The organism is Gellertiella hungarica (assembly GCF_014197145.1).
GTDB classification, from domain to species: domain Bacteria; phylum Pseudomonadota; class Alphaproteobacteria; order Rhizobiales; family Rhizobiaceae; genus Gellertiella; species Gellertiella hungarica.
On sequence record NZ_JACIEZ010000009.1, the window covers coordinates 47640 to 71105 of the forward strand.

Consider the following 23466-nt stretch of genomic DNA (forward strand, 5'->3'; position numbering starts at 1 on the left):
GCCGGAAGAATGACTGTCATCACCGGGGCCCTCGTGGTCACCGGGGCAGCGCTGCTCTCGATCCTGTTTTCCGGCTACGTGCCGTTCTTCAACAACAACATCTATCACCTGCCGATCCTGCGGGCGGATTATGATCTGCCGGCCTTTGCGGACGATACCTTCGTCCAGTCGCTCCGCCACTTTTCCTCGGGCTTCTGGATGGTCTTTGCGGGCAGCGCGACCCTTGTCCCGCCGAAGCTCTTCCTCCTGGGCGCGTTCCTTCTGTCCCGCATGCTGATGATGGCGGCAGCGCTGCATCTGGCGGCAAGCTTCGGCTATCGCGGGCTCCGCTTCTCGGTCCTCTATCTGGCCCTTCTTGCCGCCACGCCGCTGATGCGGGGCTATGCACCGGGCGGGGGCGGGCTCGATATCGATTACTTCTCCCACTCGGAACTTGCGAATGCGACGCTGCTTCTCTCGCTCTCCCTGGCGATCAGGGGCGGGGTGGCCGCATCCCTGCTGCTGGCCTGCATCACCTTCTTCCTGAATGCCTTCATGGCGGTGTGGCTTGCACCGGTCCTGATCGCGGTCATGCTGACGCGGCTTGCGGAGGGCGAAATCCGCCTGAAGACGCTCGCCGTTCGCGGTTCGATCGGGGCTGTGGCGGGCCTGCCTTTCGTCCTTCCCGTGGTCGCGGCCATTCTCCACGCCCGCGACGATGCCCCGTCGGGATATTCCTACGCCGCCTATCTGCGCGGCTTCTTCCCGTTCCATTTCTTCCTCGACAGCCTTTCCGCCGGGGAACTGGCCGCGATCGGGCTTCTGGCACTTGCCGGGCTTTTCGCCGCCCTTTCGCTGGGCAAGGGCGGCCGCCCCCTTGCAGCGGCGGTCCTTGCCGCGATCCTGCTGCTCGCGGTGGGCAGCGCATTGCCGCTCGTCACCGAAAACAGGATGATCCTGAACCTGCATTTCATCCGCAGCGCCGTGCTGATCCAGCTTCTGGCGGTGCTGGGCATGGCGATGATCGCCGCCGGACTGGCAACCGATGGCCGGGCGTCTGCCCCAAGGACCGTCGGCCTCCTCCTGACGGCGCTTCTGATCCTCGGAAAGCCCGGGCTGCCGGCCGCGCTCCTCGTTCTTGCCTATCTGGGATGGTTCCGGCACCGGCGACCGCTTGCCCTTCTGGACCGGCCGGCGGCGCCGAAGATTGCCGGCTACCTCGCCCTCCTTGCCGCCGCCTATGCCGTACCTTCGGCGCTGATACCCGGCCTTCGCGACATGCAGGCCCGCATCGCGATTTCCGATCGTTGGGAGCGGATCGGCGCATGGGTGGCGCGCGAGACGCCCTCCCGTTCCCTGCTGCTGCTGCCCGTCGGGACGGAGCGCCCCGCCACCGGCGCGGATCCGGCCGCGCAGGCGCTCGCCTATGACGTCACCGGCTTCTTCGCCACGGCCGGACGGCCTGTCTGGACGAACTACAAGTTCGGCGCCACACCCATGTGGTCGCCCTCCACCCATGCAGTCTGGCGGGAGCGTTACGATGCCGTGCGCGCCCTGAAGGACGGACCGGAGAGACTTGCCTATGCGGCGCGTCACGGGATCAGCCACGTGATCACCTTCTGCAATCCGGCCATCACGGCAGCGCCGATTCATCGCGACGGCGAGCTCTGCATCTATGAAGTCACGAAAGCGGGAGACAGCTGAGATGCCGATCCTCCTCATTCTCATCAGCGTCTGCCTGTCGGCCTTCGCCCAGACCCTCTTCCGCATCGGGATGACGCGGCCGGACGTGCAGGCAGCGCTGGCGCCCTCCGCCGACGGGATGGGAACCCTGCGGGTGCTGCTGCTCTCGCCCTATCTCTGGAGCGGCCTTGCCGCCTATGGCTTCGGCACGCTTCTGTGGCTTTTCGTGCTCTCGAAGGTGCCCGTTTCCTTCGCCTATCCCTTCGTGGCGCTTGGCATTGTCATCACCACGCTTTCGGGCGTCTTCATTCTCGGCGAACAGATCAGCCGGCTTTCCATGATCGGCATTGCAATCACCGCACTCGGCATCGTCACCGTCGCCATGGGCCGGACCGGCTGAAAAGCAAAGACCCCGGTCCGTTTCCGGAGCCGGGGCCCTTGCAGGTTTATGTAAGTATCGGCTTACTCGATGCCGCCGAGGCACATGTATTTCAGCTCGGTATAGTCATCGATGCCGTACTTCGAGCCTTCGCGGCCCGTGCCGGACTGCTTGATGCCGCCGAAGGGCGCCACTTCCGTGGAGATAAGGCCCGTGTTGATGCCGACCATGCCGTATTCCAGCTGCTCGGCAACGCGGAAGATCTTCGCCACGTCCTTCGAGTAGAAGTAGGAGGCAAGGCCGAATTCCGTGTTGTTGGCCATTTCGACCACGTCGGCTTCCGTCTCGAACTTGAAGAGCGGAGCCACCGGGCCGAAGGTTTCCTCGCGGGCCACCATCATGTCCGAGGTGACGCCGGTCAGGATCGTCGGCTGGTAGAAGAGGCCGCCGAGATCGGGCTGCTTGCCGCCAACGGCGATCTTCGCGCCCTTGGAGACGGCGTCGTCCACATGCTCCTGCACCTTCGCGAGCGCATTGCTGTCGATCATCGGACCGGTGTTGACGCCGGCCTCGAGACCGTCGCCCACCTTCATGGCGGAGACGCGGGCTGCAAGCTTTTCGGCAAAGGCATCATAGACGCCGGCCTGGACATAGATGCGGTTGGCGCAGACGCAGGTCTGGCCGGCATTGCGGTACTTGGAGACCATGGCCCCTTCGACCGCCGCATCGAGATCCGCATCGTCGAAGACGATGAAGGGGGCGTTGCCGCCCAGCTCGAGGCCGAGCTTCTTGATCTGGTCGGCGGCCTGCCGCATCAGGATGCGGCCGACATTGGTGGAGCCGGTGAAGGTGAGCTTGCGCACCTTCTCGTTCTCGCAGAATTCCTTGCCGACCATGGAGGCTTCGGTGCCGGTAAAGACCGAGAAGGCACCGGCGGGCACGCCGGCGCGCTCTGCCAGAAGCGCCAGCGACAGCGCCGAAAGGGGGGTCTGGGCGGCGGGCTTCGAGACCATGGTGCAACCGACGGCGAGCGCCGGCGCCATCTTGCGGGCGAGCATGGCGTTCGGGAAGTTCCAGGGCGTGATCGCACCCACCACACCCACCGGCTGGCGGATGACGATGATGCGCTTGTCGGCCTGGTGACCCGGGATCGTATCGCCATAGACGCGCTTGGCTTCCTCGCCGAACCACTCGACATAGGCCGCGCCATAGAGGATTTCGCCTTTGGCTTCCGCCAGCGGCTTGCCCATTTCCATCGTCAGGATGGTGGCGAGGTCGTCGGCATTGGCGACCATCAGGTCGTAGAGCTTGCGCAGCACGGCCGCACGCTCCTTGCCGGTCTTCTTCGCCCAGGCCTTCTGAACCTCATGCGCCTTGTCGATGGCGCGGGTGAGTTCGGCCCGGGTCAGGTTCGGGAGCGTCGCCAGCGCCTCGCCATTGACCGGGTTGGTCACGTCGAAGGTGCGGCCGCTTTCGCTGGCCGCCAGCCATTCGCCGGCAACCAGTGCCTTGTCGGTTACGAGCGACTTGTCCTTGAGCTTCGAGAGGAGTGTATCCGAAATCGTCATTACTTTGCCTCCGCGGCTACTTCGCGCATGGAGGCTTCGAGAAGGTCGAGCGCCTCGTTGAAAACGTCGTCCTGCACCGTGATGGGCGCGAGGAAACGGATGACATTGCCATAAACCCCGCAGGTAAGCAGGATCAGGCCCTTTTCGAGCGCCTTGAGGCGGATCGCATTGGCGAAATCCGCATCCGGCTTGCCGGTTCCCTTGTTGTTGAATTCCACGGCGACCATGAAGCCCGGGCCGCGGATATCGACGATCTGCGGGACCGCATCGCGCAGCGACTGGAGGCGCTGCTTCAGGCGGGCGCCCAGCGTGTTGGCGCGTTCGCAGAGGTTTTCCTCCTCGATGACGTCGAGAACCGCATTGGCGGCGGCAACGCCGATCGGCGAGCCGGCATAGGTGCCGCCGAGGCCGCCGGGGCCGGGGGCATCCATGATTTCGGCGCGGCCGGTGACGGCAGACAGCGGGAAGCCGCCGGCAAGACCCTTGGCCATGGTGGTGAGGTCGGGCACCACATCGTGATGTTCCATGGCAAACAGCTTGCCGGTACGGGCAAAGCCGGTCTGCACTTCGTCGGCGACCAGCAGGATGCCGTGATCGTCGCAAAGCTTGCGCAGCGCCTTCATCAGTGCGCGCGGCACTTCATAGAAGCCGCCTTCGCCCTGAACCGGCTCGACGATGATGGCGGCAACGCGCTTCGGATCGACATCGGCCTTGAACAGCTTGTCCAGCACGTCGAGTGCGGTTTCCACCGAAACGCCATGCAGATCGATCGGGAAGGGCACGTGGAAGACATCGCTCATCATCGCGCCGAAGCCGACCTTGTAGGGCACGACCTTGCCCGTCAGCGCCATGCCCATGAAAGTGCGGCCATGGAAGGCGCCGGTGAAGGCGACGACCGCCGAGCGGCCGGTGGCGGCGCGGGCAATCTTGATCGCATTTTCAACGGCTTCCGCACCCGTCGTCGCGAAGATGGTCTTCTTGGCGAAATTGCCGGGAACGAGCTTGTTCAGGCGCTCGGCAAGACGGACATAGTTTTCGTAAGGCACGACCTGATGGCAGGTGTGCGTGAAGCGGTCGATCTGGCTCTTGACGGCTTCGATGACCTTCGGGTGGCGGTGGCCGGTGTTGACGACGGCGATGCCGGCGGCGAAATCGATGTAGCGTCGGCCCTCGACATCCCAGATTTCGGCATTCTCGGCACGCTCCGCATAGACCTGCGTCGTCATACCGACGCCGCGAGAGATGGCTTCGTTCTTGCGTGCTGAAATTTCGGCGTTCAACATGGTGAAATCCCCGGGATGGTGAGGGGCGCGGGGCTCCGCGCTCTGGTCAAAGAAAACGGCCCTCGACTTGGGCCGAAAATTTACTTACATTTTTTCTGTAGATTTGCAATATGGATTTCCATCGTTAAAGAGAATTCGCACGACAGAAACGGCTGGCCCCGATGCAGACAACACGGTTCAAGATTGCGGAAGCCGCGCGCATGGTGGGTGTCTCGCCCTCGACGCTCCGCCTCTGGGAAAGCCAGTCGCTGTTCGAGCCGATCCGCACCGAATCCGGCCAGCGGCTCTACGATGGCGACCTCCTCGAGCGGCTGAAGCGGATCGCCTGGCTGCGCCAGGAACAGGGACTGAACCCGGCCGCGATCCGCGAATTTCTGAAGACCGATGAGGATGCCGGCCCGGACATGCCCCTTCCGCCCGCGGCCGCTTCGCTTCCCGAACGCAAGGCCGGTGCCGACGAGATTCCGGTCGGCCACAAGGTGCGGCGCATGCGCCGGGCGGCGGGCGACACGCTGGAGACGGTGGCCCGGGCAATCGGGGTGACCACTTCTGTTCTCTCCACCTTCGAGCGCACCTCTCAGGGGCTGTCGCTGACGGCGCTGCACGCGGTCGCCCATTATTTCGGCACGACGGTGTCGATCCTCTGCGGCGAGGACACCACCCGGCCGAACGAAAGTCTGGTGCGCTACGGCGAATGGCCGACCTGGCCGGCCACCTCCTCCGGCGTCACCGTCCAGGTGCTGGCGGAAGGCGCCAAGCAGATGCAGTGCCACCGCTTCCAGCTCGCCCCCGGCGCGTCCTCTGAAGGCGCTTACCAGCATGACGGCGAGGAATTCATCTACGTGCTGACCGGCTCGCTGGAGATCGTTCTCGACGGAGACCAGTTCTTCGAACTCAATGCCGGGGACAGCTTCACCTTCGAAAGCCACCGCCCCCATTCCTGGCGCAACAGCTCGAAATCCGAGACCATCCTCATCTGGATCAACACGCCGGCGAGTTTCTGAGGTTGGGGTGGGGCTGGGCCTCCTCGCTGGCTTTTCTCGCGCGGCTACCCCCACCCCTACCCCTCCCCACAAGGGGGAGGGAAGGCTCATGTCTTGCCAAAGCCCTTTCGGCTGACGGGACCGCCCGGTCTCGGGTCGGCATGTTTGACACCGTGGGCAGGGCGGCGCTTTCCCCCTCCCCCTTGTGGGGAGGGGTCAGGGGTGGGGGTGCACCCACTGCCGGCACCTTAAAGCCTGCCCAGGGAAATCACCCCACCCGCTTCAGCTCCGGAAACCCCTCATACTCCGCCGCATGGTTGCCGGAGTGGTTCGCCATGCCGGGTTTCGTCAGCACGCCGCGCGGATTGGCGAAGCTGGTGATGATGCGCTCGGGGTTTTCTCGCCAGTTGACGTTCACCGCCCAGAGCTTCGGGAAAAACTCAAGGCCGTGATAGGGCAGATGATCGTGGATCCACCAGGCGAGCCGCCGCCAGTCGCCTTCCGCCTGGAACCGGTCCCAGACCCAGGGAATGGCGATGCAGGCCGTGGCACCCATGTTGCCCGCCGCATCCCGCCGGTCCCAGATGTGGCCGGCATAGTTCTTTTCGTTCTGCGCGCAGTTCAAGCCGTTCCGGTTGCCGAAATCGTTGACCTCGGGCGAGCGATAGGCGGAACGGATATGCAACCGCCCGAAAGTCTCCTGCAGCGGCTCCAGCAGCTCCTCGCAAAGCTTCCTCCCCGCCGCGATGGCGAGATCGGGGTCGTCGGGGATGTTGGAGAAACCATGAAGTGCGGCGATTTCCGAATGCAGGAAATCGCGCAGGAAGAAGTTCTTCGACAGGCGCACCCGGCCCAGATCTTCCAGGCCCTTCATGGATTTCGGCTTTCGCATCGCACACCTCCCTCTCGTCGGAGAGAGATTAAGGGCGACGGGGAGAGGTTGCCACCCGATTTGGTGCATTGGTCCAGGCGGGCTGGCCATGCATGGCGTCGAGTTTGCCGATGCGCACCCCCCTCTGTCCCTGCCGGGACATCTCCCCCTCAAGGGGGGAGATCGACCGTGATTTTGTGGTTTCCCCAGACAATAAGCGTCTCAATTGCAGATACGTTTGCGAGGAACTGCCCGCATCAACCCCATCCCGATCTCCCCCCTTGAGGGGGAGATGCCCGGCAGGGCAGAGGGGGGTGCAGCACGGCAAACTCCACGCCTTGCGAGGCAGAGGGGGGTGCGGCGCATCACACTCCACGCCGAGCGCGGCACCCCACCGCTACCCATCACGCCCGCAGCGTGCCGCCGGTGGTCTTCGTCACGTTGCCGATGATGCGGCCGGTCAGTGCCTCGAAATCTTCGTCCGTCAGCGTGCGCTCGACCGGCTGGATGACGACTTCGATGGCGACCGACTTCTTGCCTTCGCCGATCGAAGCGCCCTCGAAGACGTCGAAGACGTTGACGGCGGTGATCAGCTTGCGGTCGGCGCTTGCTGCCGCCTTCAGGATCGAACCGGCATCGACCGACTTTTCGACCACGAAGGCGAAGTCGCGCCTGACCGCCTGGAAGGGCGAGAGCTCGAGCGCGGCCTTGGTGCGGGTCGCCTTCTTCTTCGGCTCCTGCATGGCATCGAGGAAGACCTCGAAGCCTGCCAACGCACCGGAAACGTCGAGCGCTTCCAGCACCTTGGGATGGAATTCGCCGAAATGGCCGAGCACGATCTTCGGGCCCATCTTGATGGTGCCGGAACGGCCGGGATGGTACCAGTCGGGTCCGCCCTGCTCGATCTGGATATTGGCCATGGGCAGGCCTGCCGCCTCGATCACCGCCAGCGCATCGGCCTTGGCGTCGAAGACGTCGACATTCTTGCCGCCGCCGGTCTTGGCGTTGGACCACATGCGACCCGCACCCGAGAGCGTCGCCGTGCCGCGGCGGATGCCGCCTGCCACACGCCGCTGGCCTTCCGGCCGGTCATTTTCATAGGTGCCGGAGACCTCGAAGATCGCCACATCGCCAAAGCCCTTGTCGGCGTTGCGCTGGGCAGCGGTGAGCAGGCCCGGCAACAGCGAGGGGCGCATGTCGGACATGTCGGCAGCAATCGGGTTGGCGAGCTTCAGCGCCGCGGAGCCGCCGCCGAAAAGCTTCGCCTGATCTTCGGAGATGAAGGACCAGGTGACCGCCTCAAGCATGCCGCGCGCGGCAAGTGCCCGCTTGGCCGCGCGGGTGCGGATCTGCAGCGTGGTGAGAATGCGGCCGTTGACGGGCACCTCCCGCTCCAGAGGCTCGGGCTTGATGTTGTCCACGCCATGGATGCGCATGACCTCTTCCACGAGATCCGCCTTGCCATCCACATCCGGTCGCCAGGAGGGAACCGAGACGGACACGCGCTCGCCGGAGCCGGCAACCGTGAAGCCGAGACCGGTGAGGATTTCGACCGATTCTTCCTTCGAGACAGTGAGGCCCGTCAGCCGCTTCACCTCGGAGAAGGGGAAATCGACGACCTTCGGCTCATAACCCTTGTAACCGGTGACGCGGGCTTCGGCAGCCGTGCCGCCGCAAAGTTCGAGCACCAGCTCGGTCGCGCGCTCCAGCCCGGGAACCATGTATTCCGGATCGACGCCGCGCTCGAAGCGGTAGCGCGCATCGGTGATGATGCCGAGCGAGCGGCCGGTCTTGGCGATGTTGAGGGGATGCCAGAGCGCGGATTCGATCAGCACATCCACCGTGTTCTCGTCGCAGCCCGAATGTTCGCCGCCCATGATGCCGCCGATGGATTCGACGCCATTCTCATCGGAGATCACCACATTCTGGGGCCCGAGCCTGTATTCGCGGCCATCGAGCGCCAGCACGGTTTCGCCTTCTGCGGCGCGGCGGACGGTGAGGTTGCCCTTCACCTTGGCGGCATCGAAGACGTGCAGCGGGCGGCCCTGATCGAAGGTCAGGTAGTTGGTGATGTCGACGAGCGCATTGATCGGACGAAGGCCGATGGCAGTGAGACGGCGCTGCATCCAAGCCGGACTCGGGCCGTTCTTCACGCCACGCACGAGGCGGAGCGCAAAGCCCGGGCAAAGGCTTGCATCGTCCAGATCGAGGATGACCTCGGTGGGCGTCGTGCCCTCGACCTTGAAGGCCGGAGGCTTCGGGGCCTTCAGGCGACCGAGGCCGGAGGCGGCGAGATCGCGCGCGATGCCGTAGATGCTGGTGCAATCGGAGCGGTTCGGCGTGAGGTTGATCTCGATGACAGGATCGTCGATGCCGGCATAGGCGGCAAAGCTTTCGCCGACGGGTGCATCCTCGGGCAGGTCGATGATGCCGTCGTGATTGTCGGACATGTCGAGCTCCTTCTCGGAGCACATCATGCCGCGGCTCTCGACGCCGCGGATATTGCCGACGGCGAGCGTCACGTCGATGCCGGGCACATGGGTGCCGGGCGCGGCAAAGGCGCCGACAAGGCCGGCACGCGCATTCGGCGCGCCGCAGACGACCTGAACCGGCGCGCCCGCGCCGATATCGACCATCAGCACCTTCAGCCGGTCGGCCTGCGGATGCTTTTCGGCCGAGACGACCTTGGCGATGACGAAGGGCTTGTAGGCCGCCTTGTCGTCCACATCCTCGACCTCGAGGCCGATCGCCGTCAGGCGCTCGCAGATTTCCTCAAGCGTCGCATCGGTTTCAAGGTGATCCTTGAGCCAGGAAAGGGTGAATTTCATCGTGTCAAACCTTCATCGTCTCTTTCATCAGGCCCTCAGGCCCTGCCGGACACCCGGTAAACTCGTTCAAGCGGCCTTGCCCGGCGCCTTGGCCCCCGGTGCTTTCCAGCCGGAGAGCATGCCCCTGATCGACAGATCCTCGTCGACATCAGGCCAGTGCACGCCCGCCAGCATGAGATGGACATTGTTGCGCTGGGCAGGCGTTGCGTTCAGGAGGCGCGGATACCACCAGAGCGGGGTCGCGACATGCCGGCCGTCCGCCAGGCGCACATGAACTTCATGCAGGTCGCACCATGCCTCGACGGGCCGCTCGGCCTCCGGATAGCTATCATGCGAAATAGTCATGCCACGCCTCCAGCATCATCTGCCTGTGTTCCTCGACCACCGCCACTATACGCGCGAGGTCCTTCTGACTGAAGCCCCCGGCCTCCGCAACCCTGACCTCCGTCAGCCAGACCTTCGCTTCGCCGCCGTTTCCCTCCACATGGATATGTGGAGGCTCGTAACGGTCGCCGGAATAGAAGTGAAAGCGCAGGCCGTACTTGCGGAGCACCGTCGGCATCTTACTGGCTCAAGCCCCCGAACAGCGTCGGCATGTCGAGGGGGCGGAAGCCGTAATGGGTCATCCAGCGGACATCGGCGTTGAAGAAGTCGCGCAGGTCGGGCATGCCGTATTTCAGCATGGCGATACGGTCGAGGCCCATGCCCCAGGCAAAGCCCTGATATTCGTCCGGATCGAGCCCGCCCGCGCGCAGCACGTTCGGGTGAACCATGCCGCAGCCGAGGATTTCCATCCAGTCCTTGCCTTCGCCGAACTTCACCGAGGGGCCGGAGCGGTCGCACTGGATGTCGACCTCGAAGGACGGTTCGGTGAAGGGGAAGAAGGACGGCCGGAAGCGCATGGTGACCGAGGGCACCTCGAAGAAGGCCTTGCAGAACTCTTCCAGCACCCAGCGCATGTTGGCGACATTCGCCTTGCGGTCGACCACGAGACCTTCCACCTGATGGAACATCGGGGAATGGGTGGCGTCGCTGTCCTGGCGGTAGGTCTTGCCCGGAATGATGATGCGGATCGGCGGGGTCTCGGCTTCCATGGTGCGCACCTGGACCGGCGAGGTATGGGTGCGCAGCACCTTGCGCTCGCCCTTCTCGTCCGGATGGAAGAAGAAGGTGTCGTGCATCTCGCGGGCCGGATGGCCTTCCGGGAAGTTCAGGGCCGTGAAGTTGTAATAGTCCGTCTCGACATCGGGGCCTTCGGCAATCGAGAAGCCCATGTCGCCGAAGATCGCGGTGATCTCGTCGACGATCTGGCTGATCGGATGGATGCGGCCGCGCTCGGCGGGGGAGGAGCGAACCGGCAGGCTGACATCCACCGTCTCGGCCTTGAGGCGAGCGGCGATGGCGGCTTCCTTCAGCTCGGCCTTGCGGGCGGCGATGGCCTCCGTCACCTCGTTCTTGAGCGCATTGATGGCGGCACCGCGGGTCTGGCGCTCCTCGGCGCTCATGGCGCCCAGCGTCTTCAGGAGTTCTGAGACCGAGCCCTTCTTGCCAAGGGCGGATACGCGCACGGCCTCGATGGCGGCTTCATCGGCGGCCCCGGCCACCGCGCCCAGCAGTTCGGTTTTCAAAGTGTCGAGATCGGACATTCCTGGTTTTCCTGGCTTGAATCGGACAGAGTCGGGATCGGAAAAAGGCAGAGGGAGGCGGGCATAAGAAAAACCCGCGCCAGCCCAGCCAGCGCGGGTTTCCCAATCGGTTTTAGTGCAAAAGCTTGGGAAGCGCTGGCTTACTTGACCGCGCTTTCAAACTCGTTTGCCGTACCGGTTTCCTTGAGGTAGGCGAGTGCCTTCTTGGCGGCTGCGACGAGCGCGCCGAAAGCTGCCGGCTCATGGATGGCCATGTCGGACAGGACCTTGCGGTCAACGGCGATGCCGGCCTTGTTCAGGCCGTCGATGAAGCGGCCGTAGGTCAGGCCGAATTCACGCACAGCGGCGTTGATACGCTGGATCCACAGAGCGCGGAAATTCCGCTTCTTGATCTTGCGGTCCTTGTAGGCGAACTGCTTCGAACGATCCACAGCGGCCTTTGCGGCGCGGATCGTGTTCTTGCGGCGGCCGTAGAAACCCTTGGCTGCCTTGAATACCTTGTTGTGCTTGGCGCGGGACGTTACGCCACGTTTTACGCGTGCCATGTCATGATCTCCTTGAAGTTACGCGGGCTGACAGTCTCAGAGACCGTTGGGCAGGTAGTTCTTGATGACCTTCTTGCCATCGGGCTCGGCCAGAACCATCGTGCCGCGTGCGTCGCGGATGAACTTGTTGGTACGCTTGATCATGCCATGGCGCTTGCCGGCGCCTGCGGCCTTCACCTTGCCGGTCGCGGTGATCTTGAACCGCTTCTTGGCAGACGATTTCGTCTTCATCTTGGGCATTTTGCTACTCCATTGTTCTTGTATCGAAACAGGCAGACGAAGCCCGTTTTCAAGCATAAAGAACGGCCACGGCATGCCCTGCCGGACCGTTCGGACGGGCGCTTATAACCGCAGGCTTGAAAAAGTGCAACGGGAGCGACGCCAGAATCTTCGCTCAGATGCCCGCTGCGGCGGGGAAATCGATCGTGACCGCAAGGCCGCCCAGGCGAGCCTCGCCCAGCGTCAGATCGCCGCCATAGGCGCGCGCGATGTCGCGGCTGATCGCAAGGCCGAGACCGCTGCCCCCGCTTCCCTCTCCCGGCGGCAGAGACCCGATCTCGCCCCGTTCGAGGAGCCGCGCCGCATCTGCCGGTGCAATCCCCGGCCCGTCGTCGGAAATGCGGATCGCGATGCGGCCCGCAACGGCAGGTCCTGCCGAGATCTCGATGGCCGCATGGGCGTAGCGGGTGGCGTTGTCGAGGACATTTCCGAGACATTCGGCCACGTCGGCCGCATCCGCCTGGACGGCAAGATCGCCGGGCACGTCGAGACGCCATTCGATGCCCTTGCCGCGGGTGACGGGGGAGAGCACCATCACCAGCTTGCCGCAGAGGCTCGCAAGATGGGTGCTGACCATCTGCTCCACGCCAAGGCGGGCGGCCTGAAGCTGCCGGTCGGCGCGCTGGCGGACCAGCTCCACCTGCTGCCTCGCGAGGGCCCTCTCGGCCTCCGGCAGATGATCGGCGAGTTGCAGCAGAACGGTCAGCGGCGTCTTCAGCCCGTGGGCGAGATCGCTTGCCCGGGCCCGGGCACGCTCGACGGCGTTTTCCCGCTCCCGAAGAAGAGAATTGAGTTCGCTCACCAGCAGGGAAAGCTCGCTCGGCCCGTCGTCCTCGATCAGGCTCGCGGTGCCGGCCCGGACCCGCGCCACGTCGTGGCGCAGGCGGGTGAGCGGCCTCAGCCCGATCGCACCCTGCAGATAGGCGGCTGACATCAGCACGGCCGCCGTCGACAGCAGCATCAGCCGCAGGGTGGAATGGTAGCCGCCAAGCGCGGAGGCGAGCTCCTCTTCCGGGAAGGCCGCCATCATCCGCAACGGCAGGGCCCCGCCCTCTCCCACCTGCAGGACCAGCGCCCGCTCGACCACCAGCACCGGCTTGCCATCCGGCCCGTCAGCGGCAGCGAAGCCATGCACACCGCCCGCCCGGTCGGGTGCGAGCACCGTGTCCCAGAGGGAGGCGGAACGCAGCGGATCGCCGCGCGCCGGCACGACCTGCCAGTAGCGGCCGCTTGCCGGAAGACGGAAGCGCGGGTCTGCCGGTTCCCGGTCGAGCACCAGCCGGCCGTCGCGCACCTCCACCTCGGCGGTGAGCTGATCGATGATGGCATTCATGTCGGCCCGGTAGCGGTCGACGACGTAATCGGTGAAGACCCCGCCGAGAATGGAGCCGGTGGCCAGCAGGGCAAGCGCAATGGCGATCAATGCGCCGGCCGCCAGGCGGAACCGCAGCGATCGCATCATTCCGCAACATCCGGCATGCAGTAACCGAAACCGCGCCGCGTCTCGATGGCAGACGGATCGGTCTTGCGGCGAAGCCGGGCGATCATCGCCTCAACCGCATTCTTCGCGGCGTCGTCGTCGCGGCCCTGAACGTGATTGGCGATCTCGATGGGGGAAAGGACGCGGCCCTTCTCCTTGATGAATAGCGAGACCAGCCGGTATTCCTGCGGGCTGAGATCCAGAACCCGCCCATCGAAGGTCACGCGCTTTGCCGCATCATCGATGACGAAGCGGCCGGCCGCCCGCACGGCGGACGGTGTCTGCGATGCGCGGCGCAACAGCGCCTTGAGACGCGCGACAAGCTCTTCGGACCGGAAGGGTTTGGGCAGGTAATCGTCAGCCCCGGCCTCGAAGCCGTCGACGCGCTCCATCCAGGAGCCGCGCGCCGTCAGCACGAGGACAGGGGTATTGACCCCTGCAGCCCGCCAGCGCTTGAGAATCGAGAGCCCGTCCATGCCGGGCAGGCCGAGATCGAGAATGATGGCGGCATAGTCGCCGGTCTCGCCGCGATCCCAGACATCCGGGCCGGTATTGCCATGATCGACGGCGAAGCCTTCGGCACTCAGCCGGGCAATGGTGTGTTCCGCAATGTCGGCATCGTCTTCCGCCAGAAGAAGGCGCATCTTACCGGATCCCGTTCATCAGCACGCGCCCCGTGCGCGCGTCCACGGTCACGGTCGAGACAAAGCCTGCCTCGTCCTCGACCCGCATGCGATAGACCGGCTTTCCGGCAGCACGGTCGAGCTCCACGCGAAGAACCCGGCCGGAGCTGCGGGAGCGAAGCTTCTCGAGAACGTCGCGGTAGGGCATGACCTCGCCACGGCTCACCGCGCTGCGGGCGGCATCATGGGCCATCGGGGCCCCGGATGCATCGTCGTCGCCGTCGTCGTCGTCCGAATTCTTTCCCGAATTGCCCTTGCCCGACCCGGAATTGCCCCGGCCGGATCCGCTTCCGCTGCCCGAGCCGCCCTTGTCGCCGGAGCCCGAACCACTGCCGGAGCCATGATCGCTGCCGCCATCGGAATCGCTGTCGCCGTCGCCGCCCTTGCCTGAGCCGCCCTCGCCGCCGTTTCCGGAGCTTTCGCCCTCGCCCTCGCCCTCGCCGTCCCCATCGCCGCCCTTGCCCTCGCCATCCTTGGCAAGGACGGGCGCGGCAAGGCCAAGCCAGGCAGCGGACAAGGCAAGAATGAAGGTTCGGCGATCCATCGGGCTTCGATCCATGATCATGTCGTCAAGGTTACGCTTCTCGACCGGCGTTTCAAGCGCTCAACCACGAAAAGAAGGAACCCTGCCCGGGGCGGCGGCGACCAGGGCAGGGTTCCTGTCTTGCCGGTCCACATGAAACGGGGGCGTGTGGACCGGCAATGGGGTGGGTCAGGTGGCGGGCACGATGCTCACGCCGGTGATCGGCTGGCTGTCGTCGACATCGTCGTGCAGCTTCACCTCGACGCGGGTCGTGCCGTGTTCGACCTCGATCTCCACTTCCAGTTCGCGGCCAAGGCTGTCGACGGCCTTCAGCGAGCCATCCTTCAATCCTTCGATGGCATCATCGGAGGCGGAAATGGCAACGCGGCTGTTTTCGTTGGCATGGGCACGGGCGACGTCATTGCCGTGGCGACGACGGCCATTGTCGTGATGGTCTTCGGATTCGACACCATGTTCCGTCTCGGTGTCGCCGTCGTCATCGGAGGCGCTGTCATCGTGGCCGCGGCCCTTGCCGTTGCCGCCGGCGTTCGAGTCATGATCGCCCTTGCCGCCATCGGAATCGTGATCGCCACCATCGGAATCGTGGTCGCCACCGTCGGAGTCGTGGTCGCCGCCATCCGAGCCCCGCCCGCCGCCGTCGGAATCGTGCCCGCCGTCCTTGGCCTGGGCCGCGCTGTCCAGCAGCGGAGCAACGCCCTTCGGCACCAGCGTATGGGCGGCAGGGGCGAGTGACAGGGTGGCGATGGCAGAGAAGGACAGCAGCAGGATCTTTCGCAGACGGACGGTCATGGGTCACCTCAATTCGCTTATTTCGATGGGGCGATCCTGCCACGCCCTTGCTGACAGAAACCCGATGCGGGCTGTCAGCAAACTGTCAGGAAGCGGAAAAGAAAAAGCCGCCCCGGACGGGACGGCTTGATCCATCGCGATCGCGGCCGGGCAGGATTACTTCGGCGCAAGCACCATCATCATCTGGCGGCCTTCGAGCTTCGGTTCGGCCTCGACCTTGGCCACGCCCAGCGTATCTTCCTTGACCTGCAGCAGCAGCTTCAGACCGAGTTCCTGGTGGGCCATCTCGCGGCCGCGGAACTTCAGGGTGACCTTGACCTTGTCCCCTTCCTCGAAGAACCGGTTCATCGCCTTCATCTTCACCTCATAATCGTGGGTGTCGATGTTCGGCCGCATCTTGATTTCCTTGACCTCGACGATCTTCTGCTTCTTGCGCGCTTCAGCCGCCTTTTTCTGGGTCGCGTATTTCAGCTTGCCGAGATCGAGGATCTTGCATACCGGCGGCTCGGCGTTGGGAGAAATCTCCACGAGGTCGAGGCCTGCCTCGTCGGCAAGGCGGAGTGCCTGATCAATCGGAACGATGCCCAGGTTCTGGCCTTCGGCATCGATAAGCTGGACGCGGGGAACGCGGATTTCACGGTTGGCGCGCGGCCCGTCCCGGGTCGGGGCATCGGCTTTGAAAGGTCTGCGAATGGTCGTATTCTCCTCAATTGTGGATATTTGCCGCTGCCCTTGCGGCACCTGCAGGACGCCCATGGCCTGCCGTGCGGTTCAGCGACGCGGGCCTATGTAGCATGCCTCCCGGAAAAAATCACCTCCCGTGCGGCCCGCGACGGGCGTTTTTGCCGGAGAAAATCAGCATATGTGGCGGCAGGTCCGCAACTTTTGCCTGCCCTTCCCGCCTTGCCGATTGCCAAAGGCGAATTTATGCGGAAAAGAACCTTGCCCCACACGAGCGAGCCCATACCCATGACCGGCGATACCACAGCACCCGAATTCATCGACGTCGGCACCGGCGAGGAGCGGCGACCGATCGCGATCCGCCATCGCCCGGCGACCCGCAACAGCCCCGGGCCCGCCCTCCTGTGGCTGTCCGGCTACCGTTCCGACATGCTGGGCTCCAAGGCGGTGGCCGCAGACCAGCTGGCCGAGCGCCTGGGGATTGCCTGCATCCGCTTCGACTATTCCGGCCACGGGGAATCGGGCGGCGTCTTCACCAACGGCACGATCAGCCGATGGCTCGAGGAGGCGCTTGCCGTCATCGACCATCTGGAGCCGGAGGAACTGGTGCTGATCGGCTCGTCCATGGGCGGGTGGATCGCGCTGCGTCTTGCGGAGGAGCTGCGCCGCCGGGGCCGGGCGCCGAAGGTGAAGGGAATGGTTCTCATCGCCCCTGCCCCGGATTTCACCAGCGAGCTGATAGAGCCTGCCCTGACCGACGCGCAGAAGCGCTCTCTGGCGGAGCGCGGTTTCTTCGACGAACCCTCCGCCTACAGTCCCGAGCCCAACATCTTCACCCGTGCGCTCATCGAGGACGGACGCAACAACCGCGTGCTGAAGGGGATCATCGAGACGGGATGCCCCATCCATATCCTGCAGGGCATGCAGGACCCCGACGTTCCCTTCTCCCACGCACTGAAGCTCCTGGACCACCTGCCCGCCGACGACACGGTGCTGACCCTCATTCGCGACGGGGACCATCGCCTCTCCCGTCCGCAGGATCTCGAGCGCATGGTCAGCGCCATCACCGAGCTTTCGGGCATCCCCCGGCTCGACGGATCTTAACCATAATTCCGGATGGGTATGGTTAACAGAACCCTAACAGATTGACTCCCCGGCACGCCCGCCCTTAATTCTTTGTTAAGGATTAGCGAGGCGGCGTCATGATCAAGCGTTTGAAGGTTGCACAGTTTCTGGGAGCACTGCTCGCCGTCGCAGCGACCGCATCGGCCGCCACGCCCTCGCCGAACGCCATGGTGGCGATGATCACCGGCAGCGTCACCTCGCAGCCCATCGGTCATTACGAGTTCTGCCGCACCAACCCTTCCGAATGCCACGCGATCAAGAGCAGCCTTGCAGCGCCGCGGATCACCGAGGCCGGCTGGAAGGTCGTGCGCGACATCAATCTTGCCGTGAACCGCGAAATCACCCCCGTCACCGACCAGGAGCTGTTCGGCCGCGACGAGGTCTGGGCCTATCCCGTCAATGCCGGCGACTGCGAGGACTTCGTGCTCGCCAAGCGCAAGATCCTCATGCAGAAGGGCTTCCCGGAATCCTCCCTGCTGATCACCGTGGTGCGCAAGCCCGATGGCGAAGGCCATGCGGTGCTCACCCTGCGGACCGCCTCCGGCGACTTCGTGCTCGACAATCTCGAGGACGAGGTGAAGCCCTGGTACCGCACGCCCTACACCTATCTGAAGCGTCAGGCGACCTTCGATTCCGGCCGCTGGGTATCCATCGAGAACGGCGCGGACGTTCTGGTCGGCGCGCTTCAGTAAGTCTCGAAGCTTCGGTTACATGAAAAGGGCCGCTCTCGCGGCCCTTTTCGTCGACGCTTTCCGGAACCGCTAGCCCTGGCCGATGAGAATGCCGGCGGCCAGCACCAGCGAACCACCCAGCACGACCTGGAGCGCCGCCTTGAAGAAGGGCGTCTCCATGTATTTGTTCTGGATGAAGGCGATGGCCCACAGCTCCACGAAGACGATGGCAACCGCCACGATCGTCGCCGTCCAGAAATGCGGGATGAGATAGGGCAGGGCATGACCCAGACCGCCGATGGCGGTCATGACGCCCGAGGCAAGGCCGCGCTTCCAGGGTGAGCCGCGGCCGGAGATCTTGCCGTCGTCATGGGCCGCCTCCGTGAAGCCCATGGAGATGCCGGCACCGACCGCTGCCGAAAGACCGACGAGGAATGTCTGCCAGGTATCCTGCGTGGCAAAGGCGGCGGCGAAGATCGGCGCCAGGGTCGACACCGAACCGTCCATCAGCCCGGCGAGGCCCGGCTGCACATAGGTGAGCACAAACTGCCGGTGGGCAGCCTCGTTTTCCTCGGCCCGCGCCTCTTCCGGAAGGTGGCGCTCCTCAAGCATGCGGGCGGTATCCTCGTGCCCCTGCTCGGCCAGCGCGAGCTCTCCCAGAAGCTTGCGGGTCGAGGCATCGGAGGTGCGCTGCGCCGCGGCAAGATAGAAGCGGTGCGCCTCGGCCTCCATCGATTCGGCCTCCGCGCGGATCTGGTCGAGCGTGAGATTGGCGCGAAGCCAGTCCGGCTTGCGGTCCATGAAGCCGCTGACATGGGCGCGGCGAATGAGCGGGATCGTCTCGCCGAAGCGTCGGCGGTGCATGTCGATCAGCATGGCACGATGGGTGTTTTCGACCTCGGCCATGTCCTCGAAAACCTTGGCGCTCTGGGGATAGTCGGGCTTCAGCCGTTGCGCATAGGCAAGGTAGACGCGGGCGTCATCCTCTTCGGAGGAAATCGCAAGTCCCAGGATCTCCTGCTCGGTGAGGGAATCGAAGGACCGGCGGCCTGTGGGGAAGAACTTGCCAAGCATCAGGGGCTCCATTTCTTAGAATAATTCTAAACTAATGGCGACGTTGCGCCGCGTCAAGCACCGCGGGTCTCGACAGCTCTTCGACCTTCTGCTGACATGGCGCGACGACGCACAGGGAAAACGATATCAGATGAGCGGACCGATACAGGCCCCGGAGACCTTCCTGGACTAGCTGGGACGCTTTCTCGCGGCACGCCTGGAGCAGAAGACCTCGGGATACCAGCCCTACACGCCGTCCGATCCGGATACGCTCGGGCGGGTTCTGGAACCGGGCGACATCCTGCTGGTGGAAGGCAACGCCAAGGTTTCGACGGCCATCAAGTACCTCACCCAATCGACCTGGTCTCATGCCGCGATGTTCGTGGGCGCCCACATGCCCCTGACGGAGGAGCAGCGCGCCCTGCCCGTTCCGGAGCGGCCGCAACTGGTGGAGGTCAATCTCGGGGAGGGCTGCGTCAGCGCCCCGCTTGGAAAGTACGCCACCTACAATACGCGGATCTGCCGCCCGGTGGGCCTGACGGCGGAGGACCGCGAAGCCGTCGTCCGCTTCATGGTGTCGCGGCTCGGCCTGCGCTACGACCTGAAGAACATCTTCGACATGCTGCGCTATTTCCTGCCCACGCCACCGGTTCCGGTCCGCTGGCGCAGGCGCATGATTGCCTTCGGCTCCGGCGACCCGACCCGCGCCATCTGCTCGACGCTGATTGCACAAGCCTTTGAATCCATACGCTATCCGATCCTGCCCGACATAGAACCGACACCAGGACACGCGCGCGCCGTCTCCCGGTTCTCGCGCGACGAAATCCTGCATATCCGCCATCACTCGCTGTTCACGCCGCGCGATTTCGACCTTTCGCCCTATTTCCGCGTTGTGAAACCGACGCTGGAATACGGATTTGACTACAAGCGGCTCACATGGGAAGGCGGTGAGACCGAAAGCAGGGAAACGGACGATGCGTGAGGAACTGGTGGGCCGCGCGGCCCATGTGGAGGCCATCCGGCAGAAGGCCGAGGCGGAGATGGCGGCCATCGGCATCGACCAGGCGCTGATCGAGCGCGTGGTGGAAACCTTCTACGGGCGGATCGCCCGCCACCGCACGCTCGGGCCGGTTTTCGAGGGACGGCTTGCGGGGCGCTGGGACGATCACCTCGCCAAGATGAAGCGTTTCTGGTCGGCAATCGCCTTCAAGAGCGGCGCCTATGGCGGCAAGCCCGTGCAGGCCCATCTGGGCATTTCCGGCATGCGCGAGCCGCTTTTCGCCGATTGGCTGGCGCTTTTTGCCGAAACGCTTCAGGACGTGGTGCCGGATGAACGGGCGCGCGCGTGGTTCATGGCGACGGCGGAGCGCATCGCGAAGAGCCTTCAGCTCGCGCTTTTCTACAACCCCGCCATCGACGATCCGGCAAAAAGCGGTCTTCCATCGGCCGGCTGAGGCCGCCGCACGTCAAGGCAGCGCCCTGCCCTATTCGACGAGGTTGATCTCTTCGGTTTCGCCACCGACGCAGGTGTAGCAGCAATCGGTGCAGCGCTGGGCATTGTCCGGCCCCGTGCCCCAGAAGGTGCCCTGGTCGCCCGCGACCCAGGCGCCGTAGCAGATCTTCTCGCCCTCCTCGCAGGACAGCGACATCTCCTTGGTCTCGCCATCGTCGAGATAGTAGACCTCGCTGCCGCCGGGCCAGACATGTTCGCGATCCTGGCTGTACAGTTCCACCTCTACGGCGTTCGGATGGCTGTTGCGCATGACAAAGGTTACATCCGACGCAAAACCCGTGGCATGCATGCCGGCCAGGACGACTGCAGCTGCAACGAGCCGCTTTGCAATAGGCATCATGATCACTCTCCCGTTCCCCGGGAAAGGACTAAGACACAACCATCTCTAGGGAAAGAGCCCGCTTCGCTTTCACCCAGTTTTTGTCGGCGAAACAGGCTGGTCGAGCCGCTTGTAGTAGAATGTGCTGTCGCAGAAGCGCCCGTCGGGGAAAAGCGCATAGTTCGGGATCGTGCCCGACATCGTCCAGCCGAGACGGCGGTAGACCTCCTCCGCCGGGCTGCCGGTGGCGGTATCGAGCACCAGCAGGATCCTGCCGCGCCTGACCGATTCCTCCTCTGCCGCGGCCATCAGGCGTCGGGCGATTCCGCGTCCGCGGGCGGCGGAGTGCACAAGGAGCTTCTTCAGATCGGCCCGGTGGGGCTGGTTGGGAAACTGCTGGACGCCCACCTGGACCGTGCCCACGAGGCGCCCATTCTCGTCCTCCGCGGCAAAAAGCAGCGTGCCGCCGCTCTCGACACCGGGCAGCACCCCCTCCCAGTAGAGACGGGCCTGGGCGTGATCATAGGGCGACATGAAGCCCACGGAAGCGCCGCCCTCCACGCAATCCACCAGGATCTCGCAGAGATCGTCCATCGCAGCACGCGCTGCCGAGGCGTCGAGCAGTCTCACGGTCATTCACATCCCCTTTTGCCTGCGCCGGCCATGCTCCAGCGCCACCATGTATCGCACCGGCTTTCCGCCGATATTTTGAAAGACATGCCCCCGGCCGATCTCGTGGTAGAGGCAGTCGCCTTCCTCGAGCGTGAAGACCGCGTCGGCCACGGAGAGTTCGAGCCGGCCGTCGAGCACCCAGACATGCTGCATGATGCCGGCGCTGGAGGCCTGCGGCGGAAAGCGCACCGCCTTTCCGGGAGGCAGCGTGACATCGACCAGATCGACCGGCGAGGCGGTGCCCGGCGGCGAGACGGCGCGCCTGACATAGCCGGTCTCGGGGTCCTGCCAGACATGCTGCTCTTCCCGGCGCTGGAGCGGTGACGAGGCCTCCTCCTCCGCGAAGAAGGACGACAGGGACTGGCCGAGCGCGGCACAGAGCCGGGCAAGCAGCACCGCCGTCGGGCTTGCCTCGCCGCGCTCGATGCGGGAGATCATCGCCCGGCTGACGCCGGAGGCCTCCGCCAGCGCCTCGAGCGTCATGCCGCTTTCGGCGCGCAGGGCCCGCAGACGCCGCGCCGCGAACTCTTCCATTTTATGATCACCGTTTTCCATTATCGTAGAATTGCCTGCCTGCCTGAGAAAGGCAAGGAAAATTTGCGACGCTGCCGTTTCGCCGGCGGGAGAGACTTGTCAGACAATTCCCCCTACCGTTAGCTTCCACTCCGCTTCGCCCTCCAGGATCCCGCCATGACCCAGTCCCCCTCGCCGCTCTCGATCATCAGCCTGATCGGCACCATGTCCCTGGTTGCGGCCGGAAACGGACTTCTCTTTACCTACGTGCCCTTCGTTCTCGGCAGCCGCGACGCCGAACCCTGGTTTGCGGGCGCCGCCGTGACGGCAGTGGCCTTCGGGGGACTGGCGGGCTGCGTGCTCGCCGGGCCGCTGATCCGGCGCGTCGGCCATGCACGGCTCTTTCCGGTTTCGCTTGCGCTTGTCATCATCGCGGCGCTGATGATCGCCGTCGGGTTCTATCCGGTGGTCTGGGTGCTGGCGCGCGGGCTCTACGGCCTTGCCTCCAACATCAACTTCATCCTCGCACAGAGCTGGATAAACCATGCCGCCAGCAATTCCTGGCGCGGCAAGGCGCTCTCCTTCTTCTACATGTCCTACATCCTGTGCTTCGGGGCGGGGTCGTGGATCTTCGGGCAGCTTCCGGCGACGGGCAATCTCGGGCCGCTCGCCACCGTCTTCCTCACCTCGCTCGCCATCATCCCGATCGGCCTGACACGGCTTCCCGCGCCGCCGATGCCGCCTGCGCTCTCCATGGTGAAGGCGGTGCCGCTCGCCTGGCGCGTGTCGCCCGTCGGCTTCATCGGCGTTCTCACGGCCGGCGGCATCTCCATGGCGGTGCAGGGCTTCACGCCGATCTATGCCACCGCCGCCCGCATTCCGCAGGCCGATGTGGCGATGCTGTCGCTCGTCATGCAGACCGGCCTTCTCTTCGTGCAGTACCCCATCGGCATGCTGTCCGACCGCATGGACCGCCGTCTGGTCATCCTGATCACCTGCGGGCTGATCTTCGGCGCGGGGCTCGCGGCGCTGACCATGGACTTCGGCCGCCTCGGGCTGCTGATGATCACCTTTGCCGTCTGGGCAGGCGCCATCGAGAGCATCTATTCGCTCGCCAATGCCCATGCGAACGACCGCTCGGCACCGGACCATTTCGTACCCCTGTCCTCCGCGCTCCTGGTTTCCTGGTCGACGGGAGCGACGATCGTGCCCATGCTGATCACGACTGTCACGCCGCAATTCGGACCGCAAACCTTCATCTTTGCCATCCTCATCCTCAGCCTGGCCTATGCACTCTTCGTGGCAAGCCGGATGATCGTGCGGAAATAGCCGGCGGCTGCGGCGAAATTGAACCGCTTTTTAGCTTTGCGCAGGGCCCG

Annotated in this window: 26 protein-coding genes; 8 read left to right on the top strand and 18 right to left on the bottom strand. The window is 64.6% G+C overall.

From position 1 onward, the window contains the following. The first annotated feature begins 9 nt into the window (after nt 1–9). The gene (locus GGR23_RS17795) at nt 10–1683 is read left to right on the top strand and encodes a hypothetical protein (RefSeq protein ID WP_183367672.1); all 1674 of its coding nucleotides are present in this window, start codon (nt 10–12) and stop codon (nt 1681–1683) included. Nucleotide 1684: 1 nt separating this feature from the next. Then, nucleotides 1685–2062, top strand: a complete 378-nt coding sequence (locus GGR23_RS17800; RefSeq protein ID WP_183367673.1) for a GRP family sugar transporter — start codon at nt 1685–1687, stop codon at nt 2060–2062. A 62-nt stretch (nt 2063–2124) separates the two neighbouring features. On the opposite strand, the gene GGR23_RS17805 is transcribed toward GGR23_RS17800, so the two are convergent. After that, nucleotides 2125–3609 carry an NAD-dependent succinate-semialdehyde dehydrogenase gene (locus GGR23_RS17805; RefSeq protein ID WP_183367674.1) on the bottom strand — a complete coding sequence of 495 codons (1485 nt, stop codon included), beginning with the start codon at nt 3607–3609 and terminating at the stop codon, nt 2125–2127. After that, nucleotides 3609–4892, bottom strand: coding sequence for a 4-aminobutyrate--2-oxoglutarate transaminase (locus GGR23_RS17810; protein WP_183367675.1), 1284 nt, complete (start codon nt 4890–4892; stop codon nt 3609–3611). Before GGR23_RS17810 ends, GGR23_RS17805 begins: the two co-directional genes overlap by 1 nt. Nucleotides 4893–5044: 152 nt before the next feature. On the opposite strand from GGR23_RS17810, the gene GGR23_RS17815 reads away from it, so the two are divergent. Beyond that, nucleotides 5045–5896, top strand: a complete 852-nt coding sequence (locus tag GGR23_RS17815; protein ID WP_183367793.1) for a MerR family transcriptional regulator — start codon at nt 5045–5047, stop codon at nt 5894–5896. Between the two features lie 247 nt (nt 5897–6143). On the opposite strand, the gene GGR23_RS17820 is transcribed toward GGR23_RS17815, so the two are convergent. From GGR23_RS17820 to infC, 12 genes are all read right to left on the bottom strand, one after another. Beyond that, complete coding sequence (locus GGR23_RS17820; protein WP_183367676.1) at nt 6144–6767, bottom strand: hypothetical protein; 624 nt, start codon at nt 6765–6767, stop codon at nt 6144–6146. 383 nt (nt 6768–7150) lie between these two features. Next, the gene (pheT, locus tag GGR23_RS17825) at nt 7151–9574 is read right to left on the bottom strand and encodes a phenylalanine--tRNA ligase subunit beta (protein WP_183367677.1); all 2424 of its coding nucleotides are present in this window, start codon (nt 9572–9574) and stop codon (nt 7151–7153) included. A gap of 66 nt (nt 9575–9640) precedes the next feature. Next, entirely contained in the window at nt 9641–9919 is a 279-nt protein-coding gene (locus GGR23_RS17830) for a DUF2442 domain-containing protein (protein WP_183367678.1), read from the bottom strand. After that, a complete protein-coding gene (locus GGR23_RS17835) occupies nt 9903–10136 on the bottom strand; it encodes a DUF4160 domain-containing protein (RefSeq protein WP_183367679.1) in 234 nt (77 codons plus the stop codon). Before GGR23_RS17835 ends, GGR23_RS17830 begins: the two co-directional genes overlap by 17 nt. A gap of 1 nt (nt 10137) precedes the next feature. After that, complete coding sequence (pheS, locus tag GGR23_RS17840; protein ID WP_183367680.1) at nt 10138–11220, bottom strand: phenylalanine--tRNA ligase subunit alpha; 1083 nt, start codon at nt 11218–11220, stop codon at nt 10138–10140. 140 nt (nt 11221–11360) lie between these two features. Then, nucleotides 11361–11765, bottom strand: coding sequence for a 50S ribosomal protein L20 (gene rplT / locus GGR23_RS17845; RefSeq protein ID WP_183367681.1), 405 nt, complete (start codon nt 11763–11765; stop codon nt 11361–11363). A 36-nt stretch (nt 11766–11801) separates the two neighbouring features. Further along, nucleotides 11802–12005 carry a 50S ribosomal protein L35 gene (rpmI, locus tag GGR23_RS17850; protein ID WP_183367682.1) on the bottom strand — a complete coding sequence of 68 codons (204 nt, stop codon included), beginning with the start codon at nt 12003–12005 and terminating at the stop codon, nt 11802–11804. Nucleotides 12006–12159: 154 nt separating this feature from the next. Beyond that, complete coding sequence (locus tag GGR23_RS17855; RefSeq protein WP_183367683.1) at nt 12160–13506, bottom strand: sensor histidine kinase; 1347 nt, start codon at nt 13504–13506, stop codon at nt 12160–12162. After that, nucleotides 13503–14168: a response regulator transcription factor gene (locus GGR23_RS17860; protein ID WP_183367684.1), complete on the bottom strand. Its 666-nt coding sequence runs from the start codon at nt 14166–14168 to the stop codon at nt 13503–13505. The genes GGR23_RS17855 and GGR23_RS17860 overlap by 4 nt, the downstream gene beginning before the upstream one ends. A 1-nt stretch (nt 14169) precedes the next feature. Beyond that, nucleotides 14170–14751, bottom strand: a complete 582-nt coding sequence (locus tag GGR23_RS17865; RefSeq protein ID WP_183367685.1) for a PepSY domain-containing protein — start codon at nt 14749–14751, stop codon at nt 14170–14172. Between the two features lie 168 nt (nt 14752–14919). Further along, entirely contained in the window at nt 14920–15540 is a 621-nt protein-coding gene (locus tag GGR23_RS17870) for a hypothetical protein (RefSeq protein WP_183367686.1), read from the bottom strand. Between the two features lie 156 nt (nt 15541–15696). After that, nucleotides 15697–16233: a translation initiation factor IF-3 gene (infC, locus tag GGR23_RS17875; RefSeq protein WP_343066701.1), complete on the bottom strand. Its 537-nt coding sequence runs from the start codon at nt 16231–16233 to the stop codon at nt 15697–15699. 276 nt (nt 16234–16509) lie between these two features. On the opposite strand from infC, the gene GGR23_RS17880 reads away from it, so the two are divergent. Together GGR23_RS17880 and GGR23_RS17885 are read left to right on the top strand one after the other, a co-directional pair. Next, nucleotides 16510–17325, top strand: a complete 816-nt coding sequence (locus tag GGR23_RS17880) for an alpha/beta hydrolase (protein ID WP_183367688.1) — start codon at nt 16510–16512, stop codon at nt 17323–17325. A gap of 110 nt (nt 17326–17435) precedes the next feature. Further along, on the top strand, nt 17436–18038 hold the full coding sequence (locus tag GGR23_RS17885; RefSeq protein ID WP_382342408.1) for a transglutaminase-like cysteine peptidase: 603 nt from the start codon (nt 17436–17438) through the stop codon (nt 18036–18038). Nucleotides 18039–18107: 69 nt separating this feature from the next. Here GGR23_RS17885 and mbfA read toward each other — a convergent pair whose 3' ends face one another. Then, nucleotides 18108–19091, bottom strand: coding sequence for an iron exporter MbfA (gene mbfA, locus GGR23_RS17890; protein ID WP_183367690.1), 984 nt, complete (start codon nt 19089–19091; stop codon nt 18108–18110). A gap of 172 nt (nt 19092–19263) precedes the next feature. Between mbfA and GGR23_RS17895 the strand changes: the two genes are divergently transcribed. Beyond that, the gene (locus GGR23_RS17895; protein WP_246365829.1) at nt 19264–20052 is read left to right on the top strand and encodes a C40 family peptidase; all 789 of its coding nucleotides are present in this window, start codon (nt 19264–19266) and stop codon (nt 20050–20052) included. Beyond that, nucleotides 20045–20524 (top strand): group III truncated hemoglobin, encoded by a 480-nt coding sequence (locus tag GGR23_RS17900; RefSeq protein ID WP_183367691.1) that lies wholly within the window; start codon nt 20045–20047, stop codon nt 20522–20524. The genes GGR23_RS17895 and GGR23_RS17900 overlap by 8 nt, the downstream gene beginning before the upstream one ends. A 30-nt stretch (nt 20525–20554) precedes the next feature. Here GGR23_RS17900 and GGR23_RS17905 read toward each other — a convergent pair whose 3' ends face one another. From GGR23_RS17905 to GGR23_RS17915, 3 genes are all read right to left on the bottom strand, one after another. After that, nucleotides 20555–20923, bottom strand: coding sequence for a hypothetical protein (locus tag GGR23_RS17905; RefSeq protein WP_183367692.1), 369 nt, complete (start codon nt 20921–20923; stop codon nt 20555–20557). 69 nt (nt 20924–20992) lie between these two features. Continuing rightward, nucleotides 20993–21538 carry a GNAT family N-acetyltransferase gene (locus GGR23_RS17910; RefSeq protein ID WP_183367693.1) on the bottom strand — a complete coding sequence of 182 codons (546 nt, stop codon included), beginning with the start codon at nt 21536–21538 and terminating at the stop codon, nt 20993–20995. Further along, a complete protein-coding gene (locus GGR23_RS17915; RefSeq protein ID WP_246365785.1) occupies nt 21539–22108 on the bottom strand; it encodes a helix-turn-helix domain-containing protein in 570 nt (189 codons plus the stop codon). A gap of 156 nt (nt 22109–22264) precedes the next feature. Between GGR23_RS17915 and GGR23_RS17920 the strand changes: the two genes are divergently transcribed. Further along, a complete protein-coding gene (locus GGR23_RS17920) occupies nt 22265–23416 on the top strand; it encodes an MFS transporter (protein ID WP_183367695.1) in 1152 nt (383 codons plus the stop codon). The last annotated feature ends 50 nt before the right edge of the window (nt 23417–23466 follow it).